This window comes from Faucicola mancuniensis, from assembly GCF_046523945.1.
Classification (GTDB): domain Bacteria; phylum Pseudomonadota; class Gammaproteobacteria; order Pseudomonadales; family Moraxellaceae; genus Faucicola; species Faucicola mancuniensis.
In genome coordinates this window covers 459,542-481,141 of sequence record NZ_CP171363.1, presented here as the reverse complement: position 1 = coordinate 481,141, position 21,600 = coordinate 459,542, and the positions used below count along the sequence as shown (strand labels likewise).

Annotated in this window: 21 protein-coding genes, 2 tRNA genes and 1 pseudogene; 11 read left to right on the top strand and 13 right to left on the bottom strand. The window is 41.1% G+C overall.

All coding sequences use genetic code 11. The features are described 5' to 3' along the window. Positions 1-12 precede the first annotated feature (12 nt). Positions 13-630: a Maf family protein gene (locus tag ACGTJS_RS02405; protein ID WP_315043522.1), complete on the top strand. Its 618-nt coding sequence runs from the start codon at positions 13-15 to the stop codon at positions 628-630. Here ACGTJS_RS02405 and ispD read toward each other — a convergent pair. From ispD to ACGTJS_RS02380, 5 genes are all read right to left on the bottom strand, one after another. After that, on the bottom strand, positions 627-1,382 hold the full coding sequence (ispD, locus tag ACGTJS_RS02400; protein WP_410472702.1) for a 2-C-methyl-D-erythritol 4-phosphate cytidylyltransferase: 756 nt from the start codon (positions 1,380-1,382) through the stop codon (positions 627-629). The two genes, ACGTJS_RS02405 and ispD, sit on opposite strands and share 4 nt — an antisense overlap. Further along, the gene (locus ACGTJS_RS02395) at positions 1,379-1,759 is read right to left on the bottom strand and encodes a septum formation initiator family protein (RefSeq protein ID WP_315043526.1); all 381 of its coding nucleotides are present in this window, start codon (positions 1,757-1,759) and stop codon (positions 1,379-1,381) included. Before ACGTJS_RS02395 ends, ispD begins: the two co-directional genes overlap by 4 nt. An 85-nt stretch (positions 1,760-1,844) precedes the next feature. Next, positions 1,845-1,921: transfer RNA gene (locus tag ACGTJS_RS02390), tRNA-Asp, on the bottom strand. 45 nt (positions 1,922-1,966) lie between these two features. Beyond that, a tRNA-Val gene (locus ACGTJS_RS02385) sits at positions 1,967-2,042 on the bottom strand. Between the two features lie 127 nt (positions 2,043-2,169). Continuing rightward, entirely contained in the window at positions 2,170-2,658 is a 489-nt protein-coding gene (locus ACGTJS_RS02380; RefSeq protein ID WP_410472701.1) for a glutathione peroxidase, read from the bottom strand. Positions 2,659-2,872: 214 nt separating this feature from the next. On the opposite strand from ACGTJS_RS02380, the gene ACGTJS_RS02375 reads away from it, so the two are divergent. After that, complete coding sequence (locus ACGTJS_RS02375) at positions 2,873-4,447, top strand: aminotransferase class I/II-fold pyridoxal phosphate-dependent enzyme (protein WP_410472700.1); 1,575 nt, start codon at positions 2,873-2,875, stop codon at positions 4,445-4,447. 164 nt (positions 4,448-4,611) lie between these two features. Then, complete coding sequence (gene gltS, locus ACGTJS_RS02370; protein WP_410472699.1) at positions 4,612-5,886, top strand: sodium/glutamate symporter; 1,275 nt, start codon at positions 4,612-4,614, stop codon at positions 5,884-5,886. Positions 5,887-5,916: 30 nt separating this feature from the next. On the opposite strand, the pseudogene ACGTJS_RS02365 reads toward gltS, so the two are convergent. The 4 genes and pseudogenes from ACGTJS_RS02365 to metG form a co-directional block, all read right to left on the bottom strand. Beyond that, positions 5,917-7,019, bottom strand: a pseudogene (locus ACGTJS_RS02365) (RNA-guided endonuclease InsQ/TnpB family protein). A 102-nt stretch (positions 7,020-7,121) separates the two neighbouring features. Further along, positions 7,122-8,411 (bottom strand): TIGR03862 family flavoprotein, encoded by a 1,290-nt coding sequence (locus ACGTJS_RS02360; RefSeq protein WP_410472698.1) that lies wholly within the window; start codon positions 8,409-8,411, stop codon positions 7,122-7,124. Positions 8,412-8,575: 164 nt separating this feature from the next. Then, a complete protein-coding gene (locus tag ACGTJS_RS02355) occupies positions 8,576-8,890 on the bottom strand; it encodes an FMN-binding negative transcriptional regulator (RefSeq protein WP_315040881.1) in 315 nt (104 codons plus the stop codon). Position 8,891: 1 nt separating this feature from the next. Beyond that, the gene (gene metG / locus ACGTJS_RS02350; protein WP_410472697.1) at positions 8,892-10,958 is read right to left on the bottom strand and encodes a methionine--tRNA ligase; all 2,067 of its coding nucleotides are present in this window, start codon (positions 10,956-10,958) and stop codon (positions 8,892-8,894) included. Positions 10,959-11,354: 396 nt separating this feature from the next. Here metG and apbC point away from each other — a divergent pair, with 396 nt between their 5' ends. The 5 genes from apbC to ACGTJS_RS02325 all read left to right on the top strand — a co-directional run bounded on the left by apbC (position 11,355) and on the right by ACGTJS_RS02325 (position 14,756). Beyond that, entirely contained in the window at positions 11,355-12,518 is a 1,164-nt protein-coding gene (gene apbC, locus ACGTJS_RS02345) for an iron-sulfur cluster carrier protein ApbC (RefSeq protein ID WP_410472696.1), read from the top strand. A 61-nt stretch (positions 12,519-12,579) separates the two neighbouring features. Continuing rightward, positions 12,580-13,869: an FAD-dependent oxidoreductase gene (locus tag ACGTJS_RS02340; protein WP_315040875.1), complete on the top strand. Its 1,290-nt coding sequence runs from the start codon at positions 12,580-12,582 to the stop codon at positions 13,867-13,869. 85 nt (positions 13,870-13,954) lie between these two features. Then, positions 13,955-14,290, top strand: a complete 336-nt coding sequence (locus tag ACGTJS_RS02335; protein ID WP_410472695.1) for a surface-adhesin E family protein — start codon at positions 13,955-13,957, stop codon at positions 14,288-14,290. 41 nt (positions 14,291-14,331) lie between these two features. Then, on the top strand, positions 14,332-14,481 hold the full coding sequence (locus tag ACGTJS_RS02330; RefSeq protein ID WP_315040871.1) for a hypothetical protein: 150 nt from the start codon (positions 14,332-14,334) through the stop codon (positions 14,479-14,481). A gap of 122 nt (positions 14,482-14,603) precedes the next feature. Then, positions 14,604-14,756, top strand: a complete 153-nt coding sequence (locus tag ACGTJS_RS02325; RefSeq protein WP_410472694.1) for a hypothetical protein — start codon at positions 14,604-14,606, stop codon at positions 14,754-14,756. Positions 14,757-14,832: 76 nt separating this feature from the next. On the opposite strand, the gene ACGTJS_RS02320 is transcribed toward ACGTJS_RS02325, so the two are convergent. From ACGTJS_RS02320 to ACGTJS_RS02305, 4 genes are all read right to left on the bottom strand, one after another. Next, on the bottom strand, positions 14,833-15,420 hold the full coding sequence (locus ACGTJS_RS02320; protein WP_315040869.1) for a porin family protein: 588 nt from the start codon (positions 15,418-15,420) through the stop codon (positions 14,833-14,835). A 265-nt stretch (positions 15,421-15,685) separates the two neighbouring features. Then, the gene (locus tag ACGTJS_RS02315; protein WP_410472693.1) at positions 15,686-17,716 is read right to left on the bottom strand and encodes a UvrD-helicase domain-containing protein; all 2,031 of its coding nucleotides are present in this window, start codon (positions 17,714-17,716) and stop codon (positions 15,686-15,688) included. Positions 17,717-17,844: 128 nt separating this feature from the next. Further along, positions 17,845-18,030: a hypothetical protein gene (locus tag ACGTJS_RS02310; RefSeq protein ID WP_315040864.1), complete on the bottom strand. Its 186-nt coding sequence runs from the start codon at positions 18,028-18,030 to the stop codon at positions 17,845-17,847. 42 nt (positions 18,031-18,072) lie between these two features. Continuing rightward, positions 18,073-18,399, bottom strand: a complete 327-nt coding sequence (locus ACGTJS_RS02305) for a TraR/DksA family transcriptional regulator (RefSeq protein WP_315040862.1) — start codon at positions 18,397-18,399, stop codon at positions 18,073-18,075. Positions 18,400-18,637: 238 nt separating this feature from the next. Here ACGTJS_RS02305 and ACGTJS_RS02300 point away from each other — a divergent pair, with 238 nt between their 5' ends. From ACGTJS_RS02300 to fba, 3 genes are all read left to right on the top strand, one after another. Further along, positions 18,638-19,828, top strand: a complete 1,191-nt coding sequence (locus tag ACGTJS_RS02300; RefSeq protein WP_410472692.1) for a phosphoglycerate kinase — start codon at positions 18,638-18,640, stop codon at positions 19,826-19,828. 174 nt (positions 19,829-20,002) lie between these two features. Continuing rightward, positions 20,003-20,362 carry a hypothetical protein gene (locus ACGTJS_RS02295; RefSeq protein ID WP_315040856.1) on the top strand — a complete coding sequence of 120 codons (360 nt, stop codon included), beginning with the start codon at positions 20,003-20,005 and terminating at the stop codon, positions 20,360-20,362. A gap of 154 nt (positions 20,363-20,516) precedes the next feature. After that, positions 20,517-21,554 (top strand): class II fructose-bisphosphate aldolase, encoded by a 1,038-nt coding sequence (gene fba, locus ACGTJS_RS02290; RefSeq protein ID WP_410472691.1) that lies wholly within the window; start codon positions 20,517-20,519, stop codon positions 21,552-21,554. Positions 21,555-21,600 lie beyond the last annotated feature (46 nt).

Sequence of the window (21,600 nt, the reverse complement as noted above, 5' to 3'; positions counted from 1 at the left end):
GCAGTTTTTGTTATGCAATTTTTATACCCCATCATTTTAGGCTCAACTTCGCCCAGACGGCACGAATTGTTAAACCAATGTCAAATTTTGCACACCGTGCAAAGCATTCATATTGATGAAACCAAAACCGAACAAGAAACGCCGACTGACTATATCTTGCGAATGGTCAATGACAAAGCAAAATCTGCATTGACATCTTTAACCGCCGATTTTTTTGAACAATCGAACACTGTTTTGTTAATTACCGCCGATACAATTGGCGTGTTAAAGTCTGGACAAGTGTTACAAAAACCCACCAACTTTGATGACGCTTGTCAAATGTGGCAACAAATGAGTGATAATGAACACCACGTCTGGACAGCCGTACAAGTAAGCCAAATCCAACACATTGATAATACAGCAAAAATTATCAATCATCAACAAAGATTGGTTAAAACATCGGTGCAATTTATCCCTTTAACCCACAGTATGATGCGTGATTATTGGCACACAGGCGAACCGCATGACAAAGCAGGTGGTTACGCCATTCAAGGTATGGGAGCGATGTGGGTCAAAGCGATTAACGGCAGTTATAGCAATGTGGTGGGATTGCCGATTGTGGAAACGGTTGAACTATTAAAGCATTTTTAAGCCAAAAACGCTTTGGCAAACAACAAATCTTCTGGAAAGGTAAGTTTAATATTGCTATGGCTACCCGCTATCAGGCGTGGGTACAGCCCAAAATGCTCAAACAAACTCGCTTCATCGGTAAATTCAATGGATTCTTTAATGGCTTTTTTTAGCAACGGATACAAAGTTGCTAAAGGGAAAATCTGTGGCGTTTGGGCGAGCCAAAGTTGACTGCGGTCAAGGGTTTGTTGACTCACGATATTGTCACCTTGTCGTGCTTGTCTTTTGACTGTATCACGCACAGGCACTGCCAACAAGCCCCCTGCTCGCTCTTGATTTTCACACACTTCAACAATCAAACGCTCAATATCCGTAGCCAACACACAAGGGCGTGCCGCATCATGAATCAACACCCAATGATTGGATATATCGCCTACTTGACGTTGTTCTGTTTGATGTTGTTTTGCTTGGCACTGTTGCCAAATATGACGCACCCCATGAAAAACTGAGTGCATTCGCTCCGCACCACCCAACACAAAATCCATCGGCAAAGCAAAATCCAAGGTTTTTGCAGTGCTATCTTCATCAGAAATCACCAAACAACACCGCTCAAACGCTTTTGTCTGCCCAAAATGTACTTGGCTTAATGCCAAAATACTATGCTGCAATGCAGTGAGATGATGAATATTGGTATATTGTTTTGGGGTGGCTGAGCCAAAACGTTTGCCAACACCCGCAGCCACCACCACACAATGCAAATGTGGCGTTATCATGGCGAATCCTGCTCTATGGTTGTTTTGGTAGGCAGTTTGACAGACTGATTAACAGCAGGTTTGAACTGATTGTTTTCATCATAGACATTGTCTGCTGTAGACATCTGCACGAATGTTTCGCCAGACTTAATCAGACCTAAATCCGCTCTGGCATGTTCTTCCACTGCTTCAAGTCCACTTTTTAAGTCTTTGACATCAGCCAACAACACATGATTGGCTTTTTGTTGCTCAACATTTAAGTATTGTTGTTCAGCCACTTGTTTTTTGAGTTTATTTAACGCATGATTGCCATTTTCACCAAACCAATATTGATACTGCAACGCCAATAACACCAAGGTGGCAAACATAATCATCATAATTTGGCGAACATAGCTCATAACAACACTCATTAACAACTGATTTTGAAATCATTATCTTAGCAAAAAGCCCCAAACCTGTAAAGATTTGGGGCTTTTTTAATAATGGCGCAGCGGACGGGACTTGAACCCGCGACCCCCGGCGTGACAGGACGGTATTCTAACCAACTGAACTACCACTGCAAGTAGTCTTTTAACAACATTTCTTTTTTAAATCTTTAAAAAAGATGGTGGGTCGTGACGGATTCGAACCGCCGACATTCTGCGTGTAAGGCAGACGCTCTACCAACTGAGCTAACGACCCAACGTTTTCGTTATGTGGTGCGTATTATATAGATTTTTTAGCTTACGTCAAGTGTTTTTCATAAAAAAAATCCAAAAATTTTGAAATTTTTTAAAAACATATTAAAATCAGATGCTTAAAAAAAATACTATTCTGCTAATAAATTGGTAATTTGATTTTCTAACTCTTCAGGTTTGACCGTTGGGGCAAATCGTCCAACCACTTCACCCTTTTTATTCACCAAAAATTTGGTAAAATTCCATTTAATCGCATCAACCAACAAGCCTTTGCCATTTTTTTGGGCTTTTAAAAAGTTAAAAACTGGGTGGGCGTTGTCGCCATTGACATCAACCTTTGCCATCATAGGGAAGGTTACACCATAATTAATCTCGCAAAATTCGCCAATTGTATTTTCGCCGTCTGGCTCTTGGTGTCCAAATTGATTGCACGGAAAGCCAATCACCACCAAGCCTTTTTCGCTGTATTTATCATAAAGCTGTTGCAAGCCTTGATATTGTGGAGTAAATCCGCATTTGCTGGCGGTATTGACGATTAACACAACTTTGTCTTTTAAGTTGGCAAAATCAAAATTATTACCACGCAAATCGGTGGCGGTTAATTGATAAAAATCTGACATGTTTTTTCCTTTTGATAATAAAAATAATTAATTTTGACAGAAAATCTGACTTTTTAACAAATTTAAAATTTTTATACTTTTTTACTTGCTTTTTAAAATAACAAGCGTAAAATACAGTGCGTTAAATTTAATAAAAAAGACAGAAAATCTGACATTTTGTTAAAATTTGATTATTTAAAATAATTTAAATAATAATTATCAATTGTAATATAAAATGATGAATATACCAAATATTTCTGATAATGTGTTATCCCAAGCCGAACGCCTAACCCAACTTCGCAAAGCTCAAGGCTTGACGACTGCTCAACTTGCCGAAAAAATGACCCAAGCAGGGGCAAAAGTCAGCCGTACTGCGATTTCTAATTGGGAAAATGGTAAAAATGGCATTGTGTCTAGTAAAGTGCCGATTTTGGCAAAAATTTTGGATTGTAGCGAAAGTTATCTGTTGTCTGGTAATGTTTCAGATAAAGATAGAATTTTATTAAAATCGTTACAAAATCAATCCACTAGTAAAAAAACTGTTAAAAATAACATAAAAAATAATGAAGGTGTGCTTATGAAACTGCTAAAAAAATCGCACAAATTGGACAACGTTTGTTACGACATACGGGGTCCGTTATTGCAAAAATCCATTGAAATGGAAACCCAAGGACATAAAATCATCAAGCTCAATATCGGCAATCCTGCAACTTTTGGGCTGACCGCTCCGCAAGAAATTCTGTCAGATGTGGTGATGAATTTGGCAAATGCGGAAGGTTATTCGGATTCTAAGGGGATTTTTTCGGCTCGTAAGGCGATTTTGCAATATTATCAGTCTAAAGGCTTGCTAGAAGCGGTTGATGTCAATGATGTGTACGTTGGCAATGGCGTGTCCGAACTGATTGTGATGACGATGCAAGCTATGCTTGACAATGGCGATGAAATCCTTGTGCCGATGCCTGATTATCCGTTGTGGACGGCCTCAACCCACTTGGCAGGTGGTACAGCTGTGCATTATCGCTGTAATGAAGACGATAATTGGCAACCTGATATTGCCGATATTGAAAGCAAAATCACCGAATGCACAAAAGGAATCGTTGTTATTAATCCGAACAATCCGACAGGTGCATTGTATTCTACCGAAAATTTGCAAAAAATTGTTGAGTTGGCAGAAAAGCACAATTTGGTACTGATGGCGGACGAAATTTACGACCGTATTTTGTATGATGATGCGGTTCATGTGCCTTTGTGTACTTTGGCAAAAAATTGTTTGGTTTTAAGCTATAATGGCTTGTCAAAATCGCACCGAATTGCGGGTTTTCGTGCAGGTTGGCTGATGATTTCTGGCAAAAAAGACCACGCCACCGACTTTATTGAAGGCTTGACCATGCTTGCATCCATGCGATTGTGTGCCAACGTACCTGCTCAATATACCATTCAAACGGCAATGGGTGGTTATCAAAGTATGCAAGCCTTGACCGCTCCAACAGGGCGTTTGCACAAACAGCGAGATTTGGCTGTAAGCCGATTAAATGCGATGAAAGGCATTTCTTGCACCTTGCCACAAGGGGCGTTTTACTGTTTTCCAAAAATTGACCGCACGATTTATCCGATTGAAGATGATATGCAGTTTATGATGGAATTGTTACAAGATGAAAAAGTGCTGATGGTACAAGGCACAGGTTTTAACTGGGAATCGCCTGACCATTTTCGTGTGGTGTTTTTGCCAAATGAAGCGGATTTGAATGAAGCAATGGATAGATTGGAACGCTTTTTTGCCAAAAAACGTAAAGAATTTGGCACGGATTAGATTAAACCACAATTTAAATAGCTTAAATAGCTTAACCAAAACTCCCTTTAACCAAACCACCCTTAATCATCAGTCTGCTTTTTGCAAAGATATTAACAAAATGTTATAATTTTGAACGTTTTATCTCATATTTTGTAATTTATTCACTGATGATAGGTGGTTTTATGGCTATTGATTTAAATGGTTATTATACCCTGATTTTGGCAACACTTGTTTTTCTGCTTGGGCGTTTTTTGGTTAAAAAAGTCAAATTTTTATCTGATTTTAACATTCCTGAACCTGTCGCAGGTGGCTTGGTTGCTGCTGTGATTGTCTATGCATTGAATGCCTTTTTTGGCTATAGTTTTAATTTTCAAAAAGAATTACAAACCGCTTTTATGTTGATGTTTTTTGCGTCCATTGGTTTAAGTGCCGATTTTGGACGTTTAAAAGCAGGTGGCACGCCTTTGTTTGTTTTTACCATTTTGGTGTCGGCTTTTATCGTATTGCAAAACGGCGTGGGCGTAGCGATGGCATCTTTGCTTGGGCTTGAGCCGTTGATGGGCTTGATGACAGGCTCAGTTACGCTAACGGGCGGACATGGTACGGCAGGTGCGTGGGGGCCGATTTTTGAAAAAGAATATGGCGTGGCCGGAGCGACAACGCTGGGCATGGCATCCGCAACTTATGGCTTGGTTGCAGGTGGTTTAATCGGTAGCCCTGTTGCCAAACGTTTAGTAACAAAACTGGGAAAAAAACCATTAGAAATACCAGAAAACCAAACTGATGTTGAAAAACTCGCAGATGAACAGTCTTTATACAGCACCCAACACAATGTGGCTGATGACAATGCTGGCAAAGAAATTTTTGAAAAACCTGATAATATTCGTTTAATCACTGCTTCATCAACCATTGAAACCTTGGCTTTATTTGCTGCTGCTTTGGCATTTGCCGATATCATGACAGGCGTTGCCAAAGGTACTTGGTTTGAGTTACCGACCTTTGTTTGGGCGTTAGGTGGTGGCGTGGTTATCCGTAATGTGTTAACGACATTTTTTAATTTTGATATGTTTGACCGTGCAATTGATGTGTTTGGCAATGCATCATTGTCGTTATTTTTAGCAATGGCATTGATTTCATTAAAACTGTGGGAACTGACCGATTTGGCAGGCCCTGTGTTGATTATTTTGGCGGTACAAACGGTGGTAATGATTTGCTTTGCTTATTTTGTTACCTTCAAAATCATGGGTTCAAACTACGATTCGGCGGTACTGGCGGCAGGGCATTGCGGTTTTGGTATGGGTGCGACACCGACAGCGGTCGCCAATATGCAGTCCATCACTGACCGTTATGGTGCTTCGCACAAGGCATTTTTGATTGTACCCATGGTTGGAGCGTTCTTTGTGGATATCGTCAATGCCACAGTGCTACAGATTTTTACCAAATTACCCTTTATGTAAACATCTTATTTTTTTGACTTCCTCCCCTCCCTATCGTTCGGGGATTCCTGCTCCCAGACGGTCAAGCCCGACCGCAAGAATGTTCTTACTGGCATTGATATCTCTATCATGCCATGTGCCACACTTCGCACAAGTTACTGCAAGCGTAGCTCTTGTCTTGCGAACGAGCAAAGCAGTGCTTTGCTTAATTCGTTCTCATCTCTTATTCGCAAACCTGCTCTACCTTTCGGACTGTTGCTGTCGATTTGACTGCAACACGAACAAGTTTGGGTAGTGTATCGTTCATTTACGATTTCAAAACGGCAACCTGTGTTCTCGCATTTGTAGGTCAGTTGTCGTTTGAGTTCAAACCAACCTGCGTCATATACTGACTTGGCTAGTTTGCCTTTTTTGCTGTTGAATTGGGTGGTTTTCACATCACCTACCACGATTAGGGCGTTGTCTTTGACTAATTGGGTGGTGAATTTGTGGATGAGGTCTTGGCGTGTATTTTTGATTTTGGCATGGATTGCCTTAACACGTTGTTTGTTTTTGGCTCTTTGAGCTATGGCTAACTCTTTGGCATATTTGAGCGTTTGCTTGATTGTGAGCTTGTCACCGTTTGAGGTGGTGGCACTTTCTTTTAATCCTAAGTCTATGCCTAAACTACCAGTAGCGCAAGTAGTTCTAGGGTATTCTTTGACGGTGATACAGACATACCAACGGTTACGGTTGTCTTGGACGACCTCAAGGGTGTTGATTTGATATAGGCTAAGGTTGTAGCTGTCCCATAGGTCAATAACTAGCTTTTGTCCTTTGGCTAGGGATAGTTGTAAGGTGGATTTTAAGCCTTTTTTACCAGTTTGGTGTGTGGCAATGTGTTTAATAGCCGATTGTTTGAATGGTAGCCAACCTAAGCTTTTACGCTTAGAGTTTGGGTTGTTGGTTCGCCATGATAGTTTGGCTTTTTTGAATTGCTCACGGCTTTTGGTGTGGGTTTCGTTGATGGCTTGTATGGTTTGACTATGCAAGCTAAGTAATTCACCGCTACCTTTGGTGTATTCGTTTAGGTCGTAAGCACTAAAGAATTTGCCAGTCTTTTGTAGGTGCTTGTAATTCAAGTCATTAATGTAGTTCCATACGAAATTCACCAAACCGCTTAAATTTCTTCTTCGGTAAACATTTTTTTGTCCTTTTAAAGAGGGATATCAATTCTTTGTTAATTTAAAAAAAATAAAATTTTGTTGTGTTTTTTGTTAAACATGGGTTTTTGTTGTTAAATTTAAATTTTTCGCCACCAAATCGCCACACGCTCGCCCAGTCGCAAAGCACGCCGTCAGCAAATAACCGCCAGTCGGTGCGTCCCAGTCTAACATTTCGCCACAGCAGTAAATATTGGGGTTTGCCGTCAGTTGAAAATGCTGTTGTAAATGGCTTTGTTTAACGCCACCGCCACAGCTAATCGCCTCATCAATCGGACGAAAATCGTCAAAATCAATGGCTAAATGCTTGATAAAACTTGCCATTTTGTCGTGATTGTGCCAGTCGGATTTTGGTGTACATTCCCGTAATAACGCAATTTTGACAGGGTCTAATCCCACTTTTTTCCAAAGTGTATTTAATGATAACTTTTTGTTTTTATTTAATATTTGCAAAATTTTTTCATGCGAAAATTGCGGTAACAAATCCACATTTAACGTCATTTTGCCGTTTTGCTCAAGTTTTTGGCGTAAGGCAAGATTGTTTTTATAAATCAAACCACTTTCAAAACCATAATGGCTAATCACGATATCACCTTGATTTTGTTCATCTTTTTTATCAACCCAAACATTAACACGCTTTAACGCTTGTCCAAAAACAGCTTGCATAAAGGGCGACCACATCCGACAAATGCCGACATTACTGGCGTAAAAAGGGGCGATGGCGTTGTCATCTAGCCAGTTTTGCCATTCGCCTGTACTGCCAAGTTGTTGGTAGGACAGTCCACCACACGCCAAAATGATTGCGTCAAATGGTTGGCTAAATGTCTGGCTAGCTATTTGATTAAATTTTGTGTTAGTGGGTTGATTTTTATCAAGATTTTGGTTGTGAAAGGTCGCAATATTATTGTGAATATCCACGCATTTATGCTGATAAAAAAACTGCACGCCATGCGTATGTAAGTCTTTGAGCCAAGCACGCAGTAGCGGTGAGCCTTTCATCTGCACAGGAAAAATGCGACCAGACGAACCGACATAGGTGTCAATGCCGAGCGATGTCGCCCATTGGCGTATCCAGTCGGCGTTGTATTGGGTGATAAAAGGGGCGAGCCAGTCGCTTGGCGTGTAGCGGTTGATAAAGCCGGCGAGCGGTTCGGCGTGGCTTAGGTTTAAGCCTGTTTTGCCTGCCATCAAAAACTTGCGACCAGCACTCGGCATTTGTTCAAAAACATGAATGTTTATGGCAAAATCTTTGAGATAATCGGCACACATCAAGCCTGCCGAACCTGCTCCGATAATGGCGACTGTCGGTAAATTTTTTGCGTTGTTATTATGAGTGTCTGTCATTCAGTTGTTAATCGTTTGGTTTACCATTGGCAAATGCCACACACTTTGCCATATCATCTGCCTTTGGTGTGTTTAAAAGTTGTAAATTGTGAATAATGCTTTCATAAACCATCAATGTCAGTGATTGACGTGGGTCTTACCGTCAAATGCACACTGCGATAATTTCACGTCGGCACTTCTTTGTGGGTTTTTGCTTTGTCTGGATACCAATTTGGGCTGATGTAATGCCCTGTATCTTGAAAAATTACCAACCAATTTTTATCGCTATTGGTTAAATTTTGTTCATAAATCGGATTGATTTTGGCAACATGACCAACCAAACAGTCGTATTCACTGCCATCATCTTGCCAAATGAGTGGCGTGTGGCAAGCCTCAAGCGTATCACCACTTGCCACAGCGATGGTGGCAAGTGGAAATTCTGTCATCAAGGTTTTGATGTTGTCAAAATTTTGTTCTTTAAAGGTGGAAAAGACTTTCATTTTATGCCAATGTCGCCCCCACCACCATATTATCTGGCAAAATCACCACCGTCAAATTACCGTCTTTTTCAGCCGACAAAATCATGCCTTCGGATATGCCAAACTTCATTTTGCGTGGGGCAAGGTTGGTTACGCACACCACTTTTTTGCCACTTAGTTCTTCAGGTTTATAAAATTTGGCAATACCGCTAAACACCTTGCGAGTTTTTGGCTCGCCATTTTCGTTCACATCGCCCACATCTAGGGTAAATTGCAATAGCTTATCCGCCCCTTCAACAGGGTTACATTCCACCACATGAGCCACTTGCATTTTGACTTTGGCAAAATCATCAATGCCGATAAATTCGCCTTGTGTTTCAGTTTTTTCCACTTTTTTATCCTTCTTTTTCTCTGCCTTTTGTGGTTCTGGTGCCAAACTGTCTTTTGATGCGTTTACCATGTTGTCAATTTTGTCTTTTTCCACACGGCTCATCAGCGGTTTAAAGGCATTGATTTTATGATTGGTCAAAATCGCTGTGCGACTTGCAAAATCCACGCTTTCAAGGTTTAAAAACGCTTTGACTTCTTCTGCCAAATTTGGCAACACAGGCGATAAATACACCACCAATTGACGGAAAATGTTAATCGCCACCGTGCAAACGTCCTGCACTTCGGCTTGTTTGCCGTCAATTCTGTTTAATGCCCACGGTTTTTTGCCGTCAATGTATTCGTTCGCCTTGTCCGCACACGCCATAATCAGACGCATGGCACGGCTAAATTCACGGTTTTCATAGGCTTGGGCAATCTCATCACCTGCGTTGATGATTTCATCAAGCAAGGCAGGTTCGGCAATGGTATTTGATAGCATTCCGTCATGGTTTTTATTGATAAATCCTGCCGAACGACTGGCGATATTGACAACTTTTCCGACCAAATCTGAATTGACTTTTTGCATAAAATCATCAAGGTCAAGGTTAATGTCTTCCACCGTATTTGACAATTTGCTGGCAAAATAATAACGCAAATATTCTGGATTTAAATGCTCGATATACGTTTCGGCTTTGATGAACGTGCCACGAGATTTGCTCATTTTTTCGCCATTAACGGTCAAAAATCCGTGAGCGTTGATTGCTGTTGGTGTGCGATAATCCGCCCCATACAGCATGGCAGTCCAAAATAAGGCGTGAAAATAAACAATGTCCTTGCCGATAAAATGATAAAGCTCGGTGGTACCGTCTTTTTTGAAATATTCATCAAAATCAAGCCCTGTACGCTCGCACAAGTTTTTGAAACTTGCCATGTAGCCCACAGGTGCGTCCAGCCACACATAAAAATATTTGTCTGGCTCATCGATTGGCGTGTTGGGGATTTTAAACCCAAAATATGGTGCGTCCCGGCTGATGTCCCAAGGCTGTAGCCCTGCTTCAAACCATTCATTTAATTTATTAAAAATTGACGTTTGCAAACGTCCGTCTTGTTTTGTCCAGTTTTGCAAAAAGTCGTTAAATTTTGGTAAATCAAAAAAGTAATGTTTGCTTGATTTGATGACAGGTGTAGATTTACTTAACGTTGAATACGGATTTTTAAGTTCAGTAGCGTTGTAGGTTTTGCTACACACTTCGCAGTTGTCGCCATATTGGTCTTTTGCACCGCACTCTGGGCAGTCGCCTTTGACAAAACGGTCGGCAAGAAATAAGCCTTTTTCGGTGTCAAACAGTTGCTCCACGTCTTTGGTAAAAATATAACCACCTTGCTCTAGCTTGCTATAAATTTCGGTGGAAAATTGTTCATTTTCTGGACTGTGGGTGGAATGATAATTGTCAAAATCAATCAAAAAAGATGCAAAATCTTTTTCGTGCGATGCCTTGACGGTGGCGATTTGCTCTTCTGGGGTTACGCCATTATCCTGTGCTTTTAGCATGATAGCCGTGCCGTGAGCGTCATCGGCACAGACGTAAGTTACCGTGTTGCCAAGGGCTTTCATGGCACGCACCCAAATGTCAGTTTGGATATATTCCACTAAATGCCCCAAGTGAATTGGACCGTTGGCGTAGGGTAGGGCAGACGTTACAAGGATTTTACGAGACATAAGTTACCTTTTTATCAAAATTAAACAGAAAATGCTAACTATGATAACCGAAAATCAATTTTTTTGCATAATTTCTCTGTAAAAAATCAAAAAAAAGCGTAAAATAGACAAAATAAATCCGATAAAAATAGTCGGAATTTTAAGATTTTTATTCATTAAAATCCGTAGGGGCGTATTGAATAAATCTCTTTCCAAACTTGGTTTTCCGTTCGTGGTGAGCTTGTCGAACCTGAGAAATACTGCTTCGCAAGATGTAGCAAAGCGAAGTGGAAACCAACCCTTCGACAAGCTCAGGGTGAACGGTTTTCTTTAATAAATTATAGCTTGGAAAGAAGTCTAATACGTCCAATTAAAAATTTATTTGTAAAAATGATAAATGTAAAAAAGGTGAAAAAAATGTTTTTTAAAAAAGCCAAAAAAATTGACGAAAATAGCTTAAATAAAGCATTTAACGATTATCACATTCACGAACAACCGATTAAAAACTTTATCCAAAAATACGAACAACAAAGCGATGTTTTAAATTTAAACCTTCGCCTACCTGATGATATTGATGTAGAAAAAATTCACAGAGAATTAAGCAGTATGCTACATTTGCATGGCGTTGGCGAAATTAACATGAATGTAACCTTGTACAAATCAGAAAAAAACACAGGCGAAAAAACTACGCATAAACTTCCTAAAACCACCAACGCAATGGCAAAAAACGAAAATTCAGACGAAGAACCATCGGTTACCAAACACGCCCCAACCCAAGCCGATGTCGCACCGCACCCACGCATTCGCCATATTATAGTGGTCGCATCGGGTAAAGGCGGTGTTGGTAAATCCACCACCGCCGTCAATATTGCCTTAGCCTTGCAAAAACTTGGCAAAAAAGTCGGTATTCTTGATGCCGATATTTACGGCCCGAGCGTGCCGAATATGCTTGGCGTGGCAGGCGTGAAGCCAACCCTTGAAAACAGCGAATTTGTGCCGATTGATGCGTATGGTATGGCGATTTTGTCCATTGGCAATCTGCTTGACGGTGATAGCACACCTGTGGCATGGCGTGGGGCGAAAGCGACAGGGGCGTTAATGCAACTGTTTAATCAGACGGCATGGCCGAACCTTGATTATCTTGTCATTGATATGCCACCGGGGACGGGCGATATTCAGCTTACACTTGCCCAGCGTATCCCTGTAACAGGGGCGGTTGTCGTTACCACACCGCAACATATTGCGTTGCTTGACGCGCAAAAAGGCATTGAAATGTTCCACAAAACCCAAATTCCTGTGCTTGGCGTGGTGGAAAATATGGCGTTGCATACTTGTAGCAACTGCGGTCATGTGGACGAGATTTTTGGCAATGGTGGCGGCGAAAACTTGGCAAAAGACTATCAAGTGCCGTTACTTGGTAAATTGCCACTTGCTACCAATATTCGCAAACAAGCGGATATGGGCAAACCGTCTGTGATTGCTGATGATGAATTTGCCAAATTTTATCTGAATATTGCCGAAAATGTTGAAAAAAATATTGGTAAATTTGCCAAAAAGCATGATGAAAATCGGATTTTTTGAGTGCAAAGTCCTTAAAAATTTTATAAAATAGCTCATTTTTAATCACATTTTAAGATTTATTATGCCAATTACCAGACGAGATTTTATTAACGGCTCTGCCGTTGCCATTGCTGGGGTGAGTACAGGCGTTTTGACCGCTTGTCAAAAACTACAAAACAACCCAACCGCCAAACTCAATAGCACAACAGTCGCCATCAACAGCGACTATCCGCCAGCGTTGGACAAACTGCGTGGCAGTCATCAAGGCAGTTTTGATGTCGCCCACGAAATCACTTGGAAAGGCAAACAATTTGACGTTGCCAACGAAAAAAGCGTGGGCGATTATGACCTTGTGGTCGTGGGAGCAGGGATTAGCGGGCTTGCCAGTGCCTATTGGTATCAGCAACAATTTCCTGATAGCAAAATTTTGTTGATTGACAATCACGATGATTTTGGGGGACACGCCAAACGCAACGAATTTCACGCCAACGTTGATGGCAAAGATATTTTTCGTATCAGTTATGGCGGTACAGAATCCATTGATTCACCAAAAACCCGTTACGATGAGCGAGATAAAAAATTGCTGGTCGCCTTAGGCATTGACGTGGATAAATTTGAAAAATTTTATGACCAACAATTTTTTGAAAAATTAAATATGCAAAAAGGCGTGTACTATAATCAAGCGGTTTTTGGCAAAGCCAAAGTGGTGGCGAGCGAGCCTGATAGCGACAATGCCAAAGCCGACTACGAACAAGCCGTTGCCGACATCAACGCCGTATGGAACAGCTTACATCCGTCCACCAAAGACGCCCTAAGAGCCAAACAAAAAGCCATCAACAACAAACGCGAACAAACGTGCAAAAAAGCCGCCAAAACCATCAACGACAAAGTCCGCCAAGAGATTTATCGCTATAACTGCGAAGTCCCCGAGCTGCACTCTCGCACCGAGTTTTTAAAAACCCAAGTCGGTGTCGTCTCCTACAAGCCCCTGCCCCGACCACAGACAGGCTACACCAACCACCCCAGCTCTTGGGGCGATGCCACACTCTCGGTAGTTACGAGCACAGGTGGCAACTACTGGCTCAAAGTCATCGATGCCGACAACCGCCAAGAATTTGCCAGCTATTTTATTCGCGGGGGCGACACGCTAGACATCAATCTCCCCCAAGGCAGCTACGAACTCAAATACGCTCATGGCGACACTTGGTACGGCACAAAATATCTCTTTGGCGATGATACCAGCTATGCCAAAGCCGACAGGGCCTTTGAGTTTGAGTGCTATAGCGACATGTGCACAGGCTACACGGTAGAGCTTATCCGCCAGCTCAATGGCAATCTATCGACGACGACACTTGACCCTAGTCAATTTTGATTTTTTAACCACTAAGGAGTTTTTATGAGATCTTTTATTCACTTGACCCTAATCGCCGCCCTGATGATACCGCTAGCGAGCCACAGTGAGACGTGATAGCGTCCAGATCAAACGCTTGGGGAATGGCACTAAATATCTGCGAGTTTGGGAAAATTGGGTATTTACCACCCCACCGCAAAATCACTATAACAACTTTCAGCCATATACCGAAATGCAAACTCTTATGTATTATGACTGCTGGCATCATAAATGGGAGGTAAGCAGAGTAATATATTATGCACAAAATGGCAGTATGGTAAAAGACATATCACTCACCATCAACGAATCGTCATCTGCTACTTGGGAAGAAATCATCCCTGATACTGTTGGAGAAGACAACCTCACACAAATCTGCCGTACCTACCGCCAGCAGCTTAGATAACCCCCGTACCGTCATGGCTGTTGTGGTTATGGCGGTTTTTATTGGAGTATAATTTACCATTAAAATCAGTCAAACAGCCAAATGGCAACATTCATATCGCCAACAGCGATGCCGACTGGAAGCCTTATACTACTGGGGCTTTAGAACAAGCATGGCTTGCGGTGAGCGAAATCGTCAAAAACCACGCTTAAAATTTGGCAATGTAAGCAAATGCTTACAAACATTTAAGACTTTGTCGGCTTGTGGTGATGGGTGTAATTTTCTATAATACACACATCAACACAAGGAACAAACGGATATACCGTGTTGAAGAATGGAATCCAACGGATTAACGGCAGGTAAGCCGAACTTCATAGATGAAGACAAGCCCCCCAAAAAACCCAAGTCTATTGCCCAAGACTTGGGTTTTTATTTTGCCAAAAAATTGGTAAAAAATGCTGATATCAACCCAATACGGATAAATTAAAAAAAACACAAAAACAAAAAACGACACCTAAAAAAGTGCCGTTTCTTGTGTTTTTTGTTAAAGGGCGAAGGTTAAATTAGAATTTAACTTTTGCACCAATAGTCCAAAGCTTGGTATCTGCTCCTGGTTTAGCATATTCTGCCTCTAATGCGATAGCTGGTGTTGCTTGAAAACCTAGTCCTAAACCATATGCAAGACCAGTATCGTCAGTTGATACGGTTCTGGTTGCAGTTTTTGATTCAACTTCAGCTGATACGGTTCTGGTTGCAGTTTTTGATTCAACTTCAGTTTTTGCAAGACCTAATTTTGCTTTTGCATAAATTGGGCTATTTACAAAGTTGTAGTTATAAGTACCATAAACACCGTAAGTTTTAGTATCAATTTCACCTGTTTTTACGCCACTTGCAGTTACATCAGCTTTATCAGAACCAAGGTACTCAGCTTCTACACCCCAGTTAGGTGTAAATTGAAGACCACCGTAAACACCGTAAGCAGTTGATTTGTCAGTGCTTAAGTTGCCAACACCTTTAACATCAGAATCAAATTGACCAGCTTTTACACCAACGTATGGCTGTGCAGTTGAGTAGCTGATAGCTGCGTTAGCACCAGAAGCCATTGCAACAGTTGCAGTTAATGCTAATAATGTTTTTTGTAAAGTTTTCATACGCTTTCTCCAATGATAAGTTGAACATTCAACTTGTTTAAAGTAAAAGTAAACATCAATGTTTATTAACATAACTTGTTGTTTACTGCTTGATGTATATATTAGCAAAAAAAATCAAAAAGTTTGTCATCGTTTGACTGTAAACACGTTAAGTTTTGCAAAAAAGATTGCTTCAAATGTTACAAATCTGTAAATTTGAAATTATTTGTTACATTTATTGCAAAAGTTTGGTGTTTTTAACAAACAATTATTTTGTTTGGGTGGATTACTTTTTAGATTTTTGCAAAATTTCACGCAACGTTGCCAAATAATCGTCAGCCGTTTTTGGCGGATTGGCATTGGCTTTGCCCTTTGTTAAATGTGGTGCATCAAGGTGTTCCACAGGCAATTCTTCCAAAAAACGGCTTGGTGTGGTGGTTTTCATGTCGCCACCTGCACGGCGTTGGCGAGCGTGAAGTAGGGTAAGTTCTTGTTTTGCACGAGTAATACCCACGTACATAAGACGGCGTTCTTCTTCTACCGTTTCGGCGAGCACCGAATTTTTGTGCGGTAATAAATCTTCTTCCAGCCCCATAATATACACATAATTAAACTCCAAGCCTTTGGCGGCGTGTAGTGTCATCAAGTTTACTTTGTTGATGTTTTCTTCTTCTTGCTGTTGTTCAAGCATATCTAACAAGACCAATTTACGAATAACAGCGTCAATGGTGCGGTCGTCATCGTCTTTGTTAATCAGATTTTGAATACTGGTGTAAAGCGTTTCTATATTGTCAAGGCGGATTTTTTCTTGTTGTGGGGTTTTGGCTTCTGATTTGACAAGGTCAATATAGCCAGTTTCGTCAATCATCTGACGCACGAGCGGTACAGGGTCGGCGTTTTGGTCAAGCTCTTGGGTATAATGTGCCATAAATTCGGCAAATTGCTGTAATTCGTTTGCCACCTTTTTGGGTAAGGCGTGGTGCAAACCGCTATGACTACAAGCGGTCAATAGCGAAATTTGATTTTCTTGGGCAAATAATCCCAATTTTTCAAGGCTTGCCGGCCCAAGCCCACGTTTTGGCGTGTTAATAATGCGTAAAAAGGCAGCGTCATCTTCTGGGTTTAAAATAATGCGTAAATAACTCATGATGTCTTTGATTTCGCTACGAGCGAAAAATGACGTACCGCCAGACAGTTTATACGGTACTTGTAATTGACGTAATTGGGCTTCTAACATACGAGCTTGAAAGTTACTGCGGTAAAGAACGGCATAATCTTGCCAATTGTTGCCATGACGTAGTTTGTGGGTAACGATTTCTTTGGCGACACGTTCGGCTTCTTCGTCATCATTTTGACAATGAATCACACGAATCAGTTCGCCATGACCTTTATCCGACCACAATTTTTTTTCAAACAAATGCTCATTATTACCAATCACCGCATTGGCACTGTTTAAAATACGGTTGGTAGAGCGGTAATTTTGCTCAAGTTTAATCACGTTTAATTTTGGAAAATCCTGTTGCAACAACGCCATATTTTCAGGTTTTGCCCCACGCCACGCATAGATAGACTGGTCGTCATCACCCACCACGGTAAAACGTGGTTGCACACCGACAAGTAGTTTAATGAGTTCATACTGTGCGGTGTTGGTGTCTTGGTATTCGTCCACAAGTAAGTAGCGAATGCGGTTTTGCCATTTATCACGCACTTGGGTGTTTTCTTGTAAAATTTTGGTCGGCAATACAATCAAATCATCAAAATCCACCGCATTATACGCACGCAAATTGCGTTCGTACAGTTCGTACAAAGTCGCAAATAGCATATCTTCTGGGTCGGTGAGTGTTTCTGCGGCTTTTTCTGGCGGAATTAGGTCGTTTTTCCAATCAGAAATCATTTTAATCGCTTTGCCGACAAGTTCTTTACTTTCCGCACCGCTCATGTTATCACGCACCATCAAATCTAACAACAAACGTTTGCTATCTTCGCTATCCATGATAGAAAAATTGCCTTTTAAGGGCGTGTGTAATAGTTCATACCGTAAAAATTGCAAACCAAATTGGTGAAAAGTAGAAACGGTCAAACCTTTGGTTTTTTCGCTTGGTAACAGTTTTTGCACACGAGCTTTCATCTCACGAGCGGCTTTATTGGTAAAAGTTACCGCCGTGATACGCTCGGCAGGCATTTGGCATTGCTCAATCAAATAGGCGATTTTACGAGTAATTACCGAAGTTTTGCCCGAACCTGCACCCGCCAACACCAAAAGTGGGACGGATACGTCTTTCATTGCTTGGATTTGTTGGGGATTTAATTGGCTCATGGCAACTCCGATTTTTGGCAAAAATAAATAGGGCGACTATTATAAAATGGAAAAATAAAACATCAATAAAAAAATAAAACCCTAATTTTCATAGGGTTTTTATCATGTGAGTTTTATTAAAAAAATGTTTAATGTGCTGACGGACTTGGCGTGGTATTTGTCAAACGAATTTCGCTAAACACACTATCCGTCTGGCTCATCGGCATACTGTCATTGGTCAAATCACCCGACAACTTAAAACAAATGGTCAAAAACAACATCAAACCAACCGCTAACAAACTGTTTTTAATCGGATTATCTTTAAAAAATTTCATGGGTTCAGTCCTTTTTATCCAAGTTGGTTTTATAACTAACGGCTATTTTGCGTGTCGCATACATTGTGTCGCATAAGGTACAGCGTCAAGGCGACCTTCTTCAATCTCTTCGCCACAATCCATACAAATACCATAACTGTCATTGTCAATACGCGCCAATGCACTGTTTACCAGCCCTAAATTGTGTTCGGCTTCTACTAACAGATTTTTTCGCATATCGTTTTCATTGGCAGATACTGCTTGGTCGTCCCAATGGTGATTAAGCTCATCTTGTGGGTGATGAATGTGGTCGGTGATTTTTTCAATGCGAGTTTCGTACTCGTTTTTTAATGCCAATAATTCTGTTTTATGTTTGTTTACATCTGTCATTGTGTACTCCTAAACCTTACAAATTTGATAAAAAAATAACTAAAAAATCGCTTAATTTTTCATCTATTATTCATCAAAATTTGACAAAATACAACGGTTATTTTGCATAAATTGTAAACTTTTTGTATAGCCAAAAAATTAATGCAAATTGGTTATTTTATGCCAAATTATTTTATGATAAAATATAAAAATATATCCATTTACCAAATTTATATCTGTCATCATAAGGAATTTTTTTATGCAATTTAACCGTTTACAAGACCTAGATATTAACAACAAAATCGTATTGATTCGTGAAGATTTAAACGTGCCAATTAAAGACGGCAAAATCAGCAATGACGCACGTTTAAAGGCAAGTTTGCCAACCATTCAACTCGCCCTTGACAAAGGGGCAAAAGTGATTGTGTGTTCGCATTTAGGTCGCCCTGACCCAGAAAATCCTGAAAGCAAATATTCGCTTGAACCGATTGCCAACTATTTAACAGACGTACTCAAACAACCTGTGATTTTTGTCAAAGATTACCTACAAAATGGCGTAAACTTTGGTGATAGCAAGGTAGCATTGTTAGAAAACGTCCGCTTTAACAAAGGCGAAAAGAAAAATGATGAAAATTTAAGCCAAGCTTATGCCGATTTGTGCGATGTGTTTGTCATGGACGCATTTGGCACGGCTCACCGAGCAGAAAGCTCCACCGAAGGCGTTATCAAAAAAGCCAAAATTGCCTGTGCAGGTCTGCTATTAGCCAGTGAATTGGACGCTTTGGCGAAAGCATTGGACAACCCTGAAAAACCCATGCTTGCCATTGTTGGCGGTTCAAAAGTATCGACAAAACTTGACGTATTAACCACGCTTGCCAAACTGTGCGACCAAATTGTCGTGGGTGGCGGTATCGCCAATACTTTTTTGGCGGCAAGTGGTGTGAATGTCGGTGCGTCATTGTATGAAGCCGATTTGGTAGAAACTGCCAAACAAATCATGAGCGAAACCGAAATTTTGTTGCCAAAAACGGTTGTCGTTGCCAAAAAATCACAAATTGATTTTGAAGATTTTTTAGGTTCACTAGAAAAAGCCGATGCGATTGAAAAATCTGTTGATGAGATTGCCGATGATGAGATGATTTTGGATATTGCCAAAGACAGTGCTGACACCATTGCCCAAGCCATCAAAAACGCCAAAACAATTCTTTGGAACGGGCCTGTGGGCGTGTTTGAAGTGGATAAATTTGGCACAGGTACGCAGATTATCAGCCAAGCGGTTGCCGATAGTGCTGGCTTTAGCATTGCAGGTGGTGGCGATACATTGGCGGCGATTGATAAATATAACGTGGCAGATAAAGTTAGCTACACATCAACAGGTGGCGGGGCGTTTTTGGAATTTGTAGAAGGCAAACAATTGCCTGCGGTTATCGCCTTAAGCCAAGGCAAATGATTGTCAATCCAATTGTAAATATAAGTTAATATTTGTTGTGTGATGTTTATTGGCAATTGCCAAGAGGGTTTTTTTTGGTTAAAATGCACAAAAATTTTGAGTACACTTGTTAAACGTGTTGTTTATATAAAAATTAATAAGTGTGTTAATTCACCGTTTAAACAGGAAAAGACAATGCTAAAACGCAATTTACTTTTAACATCAGCTTTGATTGCTACTTTATCAATCACAGCGTGTAGCCAACAAACCCAAGACGCAGCCAAAGACACCGCACAAAGTGTCGCTCAAGACGTTGCGTCAGCAACTGACCAAGCTGCTACCAACGTACAAAACACCGCCGAATCAATGGGTGATGTGGTTGCAAGTGCAACAGATAATACCGCAACAGCGGTTGCCAATGGCACAGAAGCTGTTAAAGACGGTGCTGCGAAAGCAACAGCTGCTACAGCCAATGCAGTAGCTGATGGTGCAACAGCGGTTGCCAGTGGTGCACAAGCCGTTGCAAACGATGTGCCAGAATCACAAAAATACTAATTTTTGATTGATGATTACAAAACAAAAAACCCCAAAATTTTTGGGGTTTTTTATTGTCAAAAACACGGATTTTGGGTGATTGTCATCAAAATTTCTGTTATAATTTTTTGGCATTTTTTTATGTTTTTTTTAATTATCCAAAAGAGAGAACTTTATGGCTTTAGTATCTTTACGTCAATTACTTGACCACGCCGCCGAAAACAATTACGGTGTGCCAGCCTTTAATGTCAATAACCTAGAACAAATGCGTGCCATCATGATGGCGGCAGACGAAACCAACTCACCTGTCATCGTGCAAGCGTCTGCAGGGGCGAGAAAATACGCAGGTTCGGCTTTTTTACGCCACATGATTTTGTCAGCGATTGAAGAGTGTCCACACATTCCTGTCGTCATGCACCAAGACCACGGCACAAGCCCTGCCGTTTGCCAACGCTCAATCCAATTGGGCTTTAGTTCAGTGATGATGGACGGCTCGTTAAAAGAAGACGGCAAAACTCCATCAAGCTATGAGTATAACGTGGAAGTTACTCGTGAAGTGGTGAAATTTTCGCACGCTTGCGGTGTGTCGGTAGAAGGCGAAATTGGCGTACTTGGCAGCCTAGAGACTGGCATGGCAGGCGAAGAAGATGGCGTGGGTGCAGAAGGCGTGCTTGACCATTCACAGCTTTTGACATCAGTTGAGGAAGCCAAACAATTCGTTGCCGACACCAACGTGGACGCACTTGCGATTGCCGTGGGTACTTCGCACGGTGCTTATAAATTCACTCGTCCACCAACAGGCGATATTTTGTCGATTGAACGCATTAAAGAAATTCATTTAGCCTTACCAAACACGCACCTTGTTATGCACGGCTCGTCAAGCGTGCCACAAGAATGGCTTAAAGTGATTAATGAGCATGGCGGTAATATTGGCGAAACTTATGGCGTGCCTGTGGAACAACTGGTTGAAGCGATTAAACATGGCGTGCGTAAAGTAAACATTGATACCGATTTGCGTTTGGCATCAACGGGGGCAATTCGTAAATTTATGGCGGAAAATCCTGCCGAATTTGACCCACGCAAATATTTGGCAAAAACCATTGATGCAATGAAATCTGTGTGTGTGGAGCGTTACAATGCGTTTGGCACAGCAGGTAATGCGGATAAAATCCGTCCGATTTCATTGGAAAAAATGGTGAGCTATTATTCATAATTTTGTTATCATTTGACAAAAAAGAGCGATAAATTTATCGCTCTTT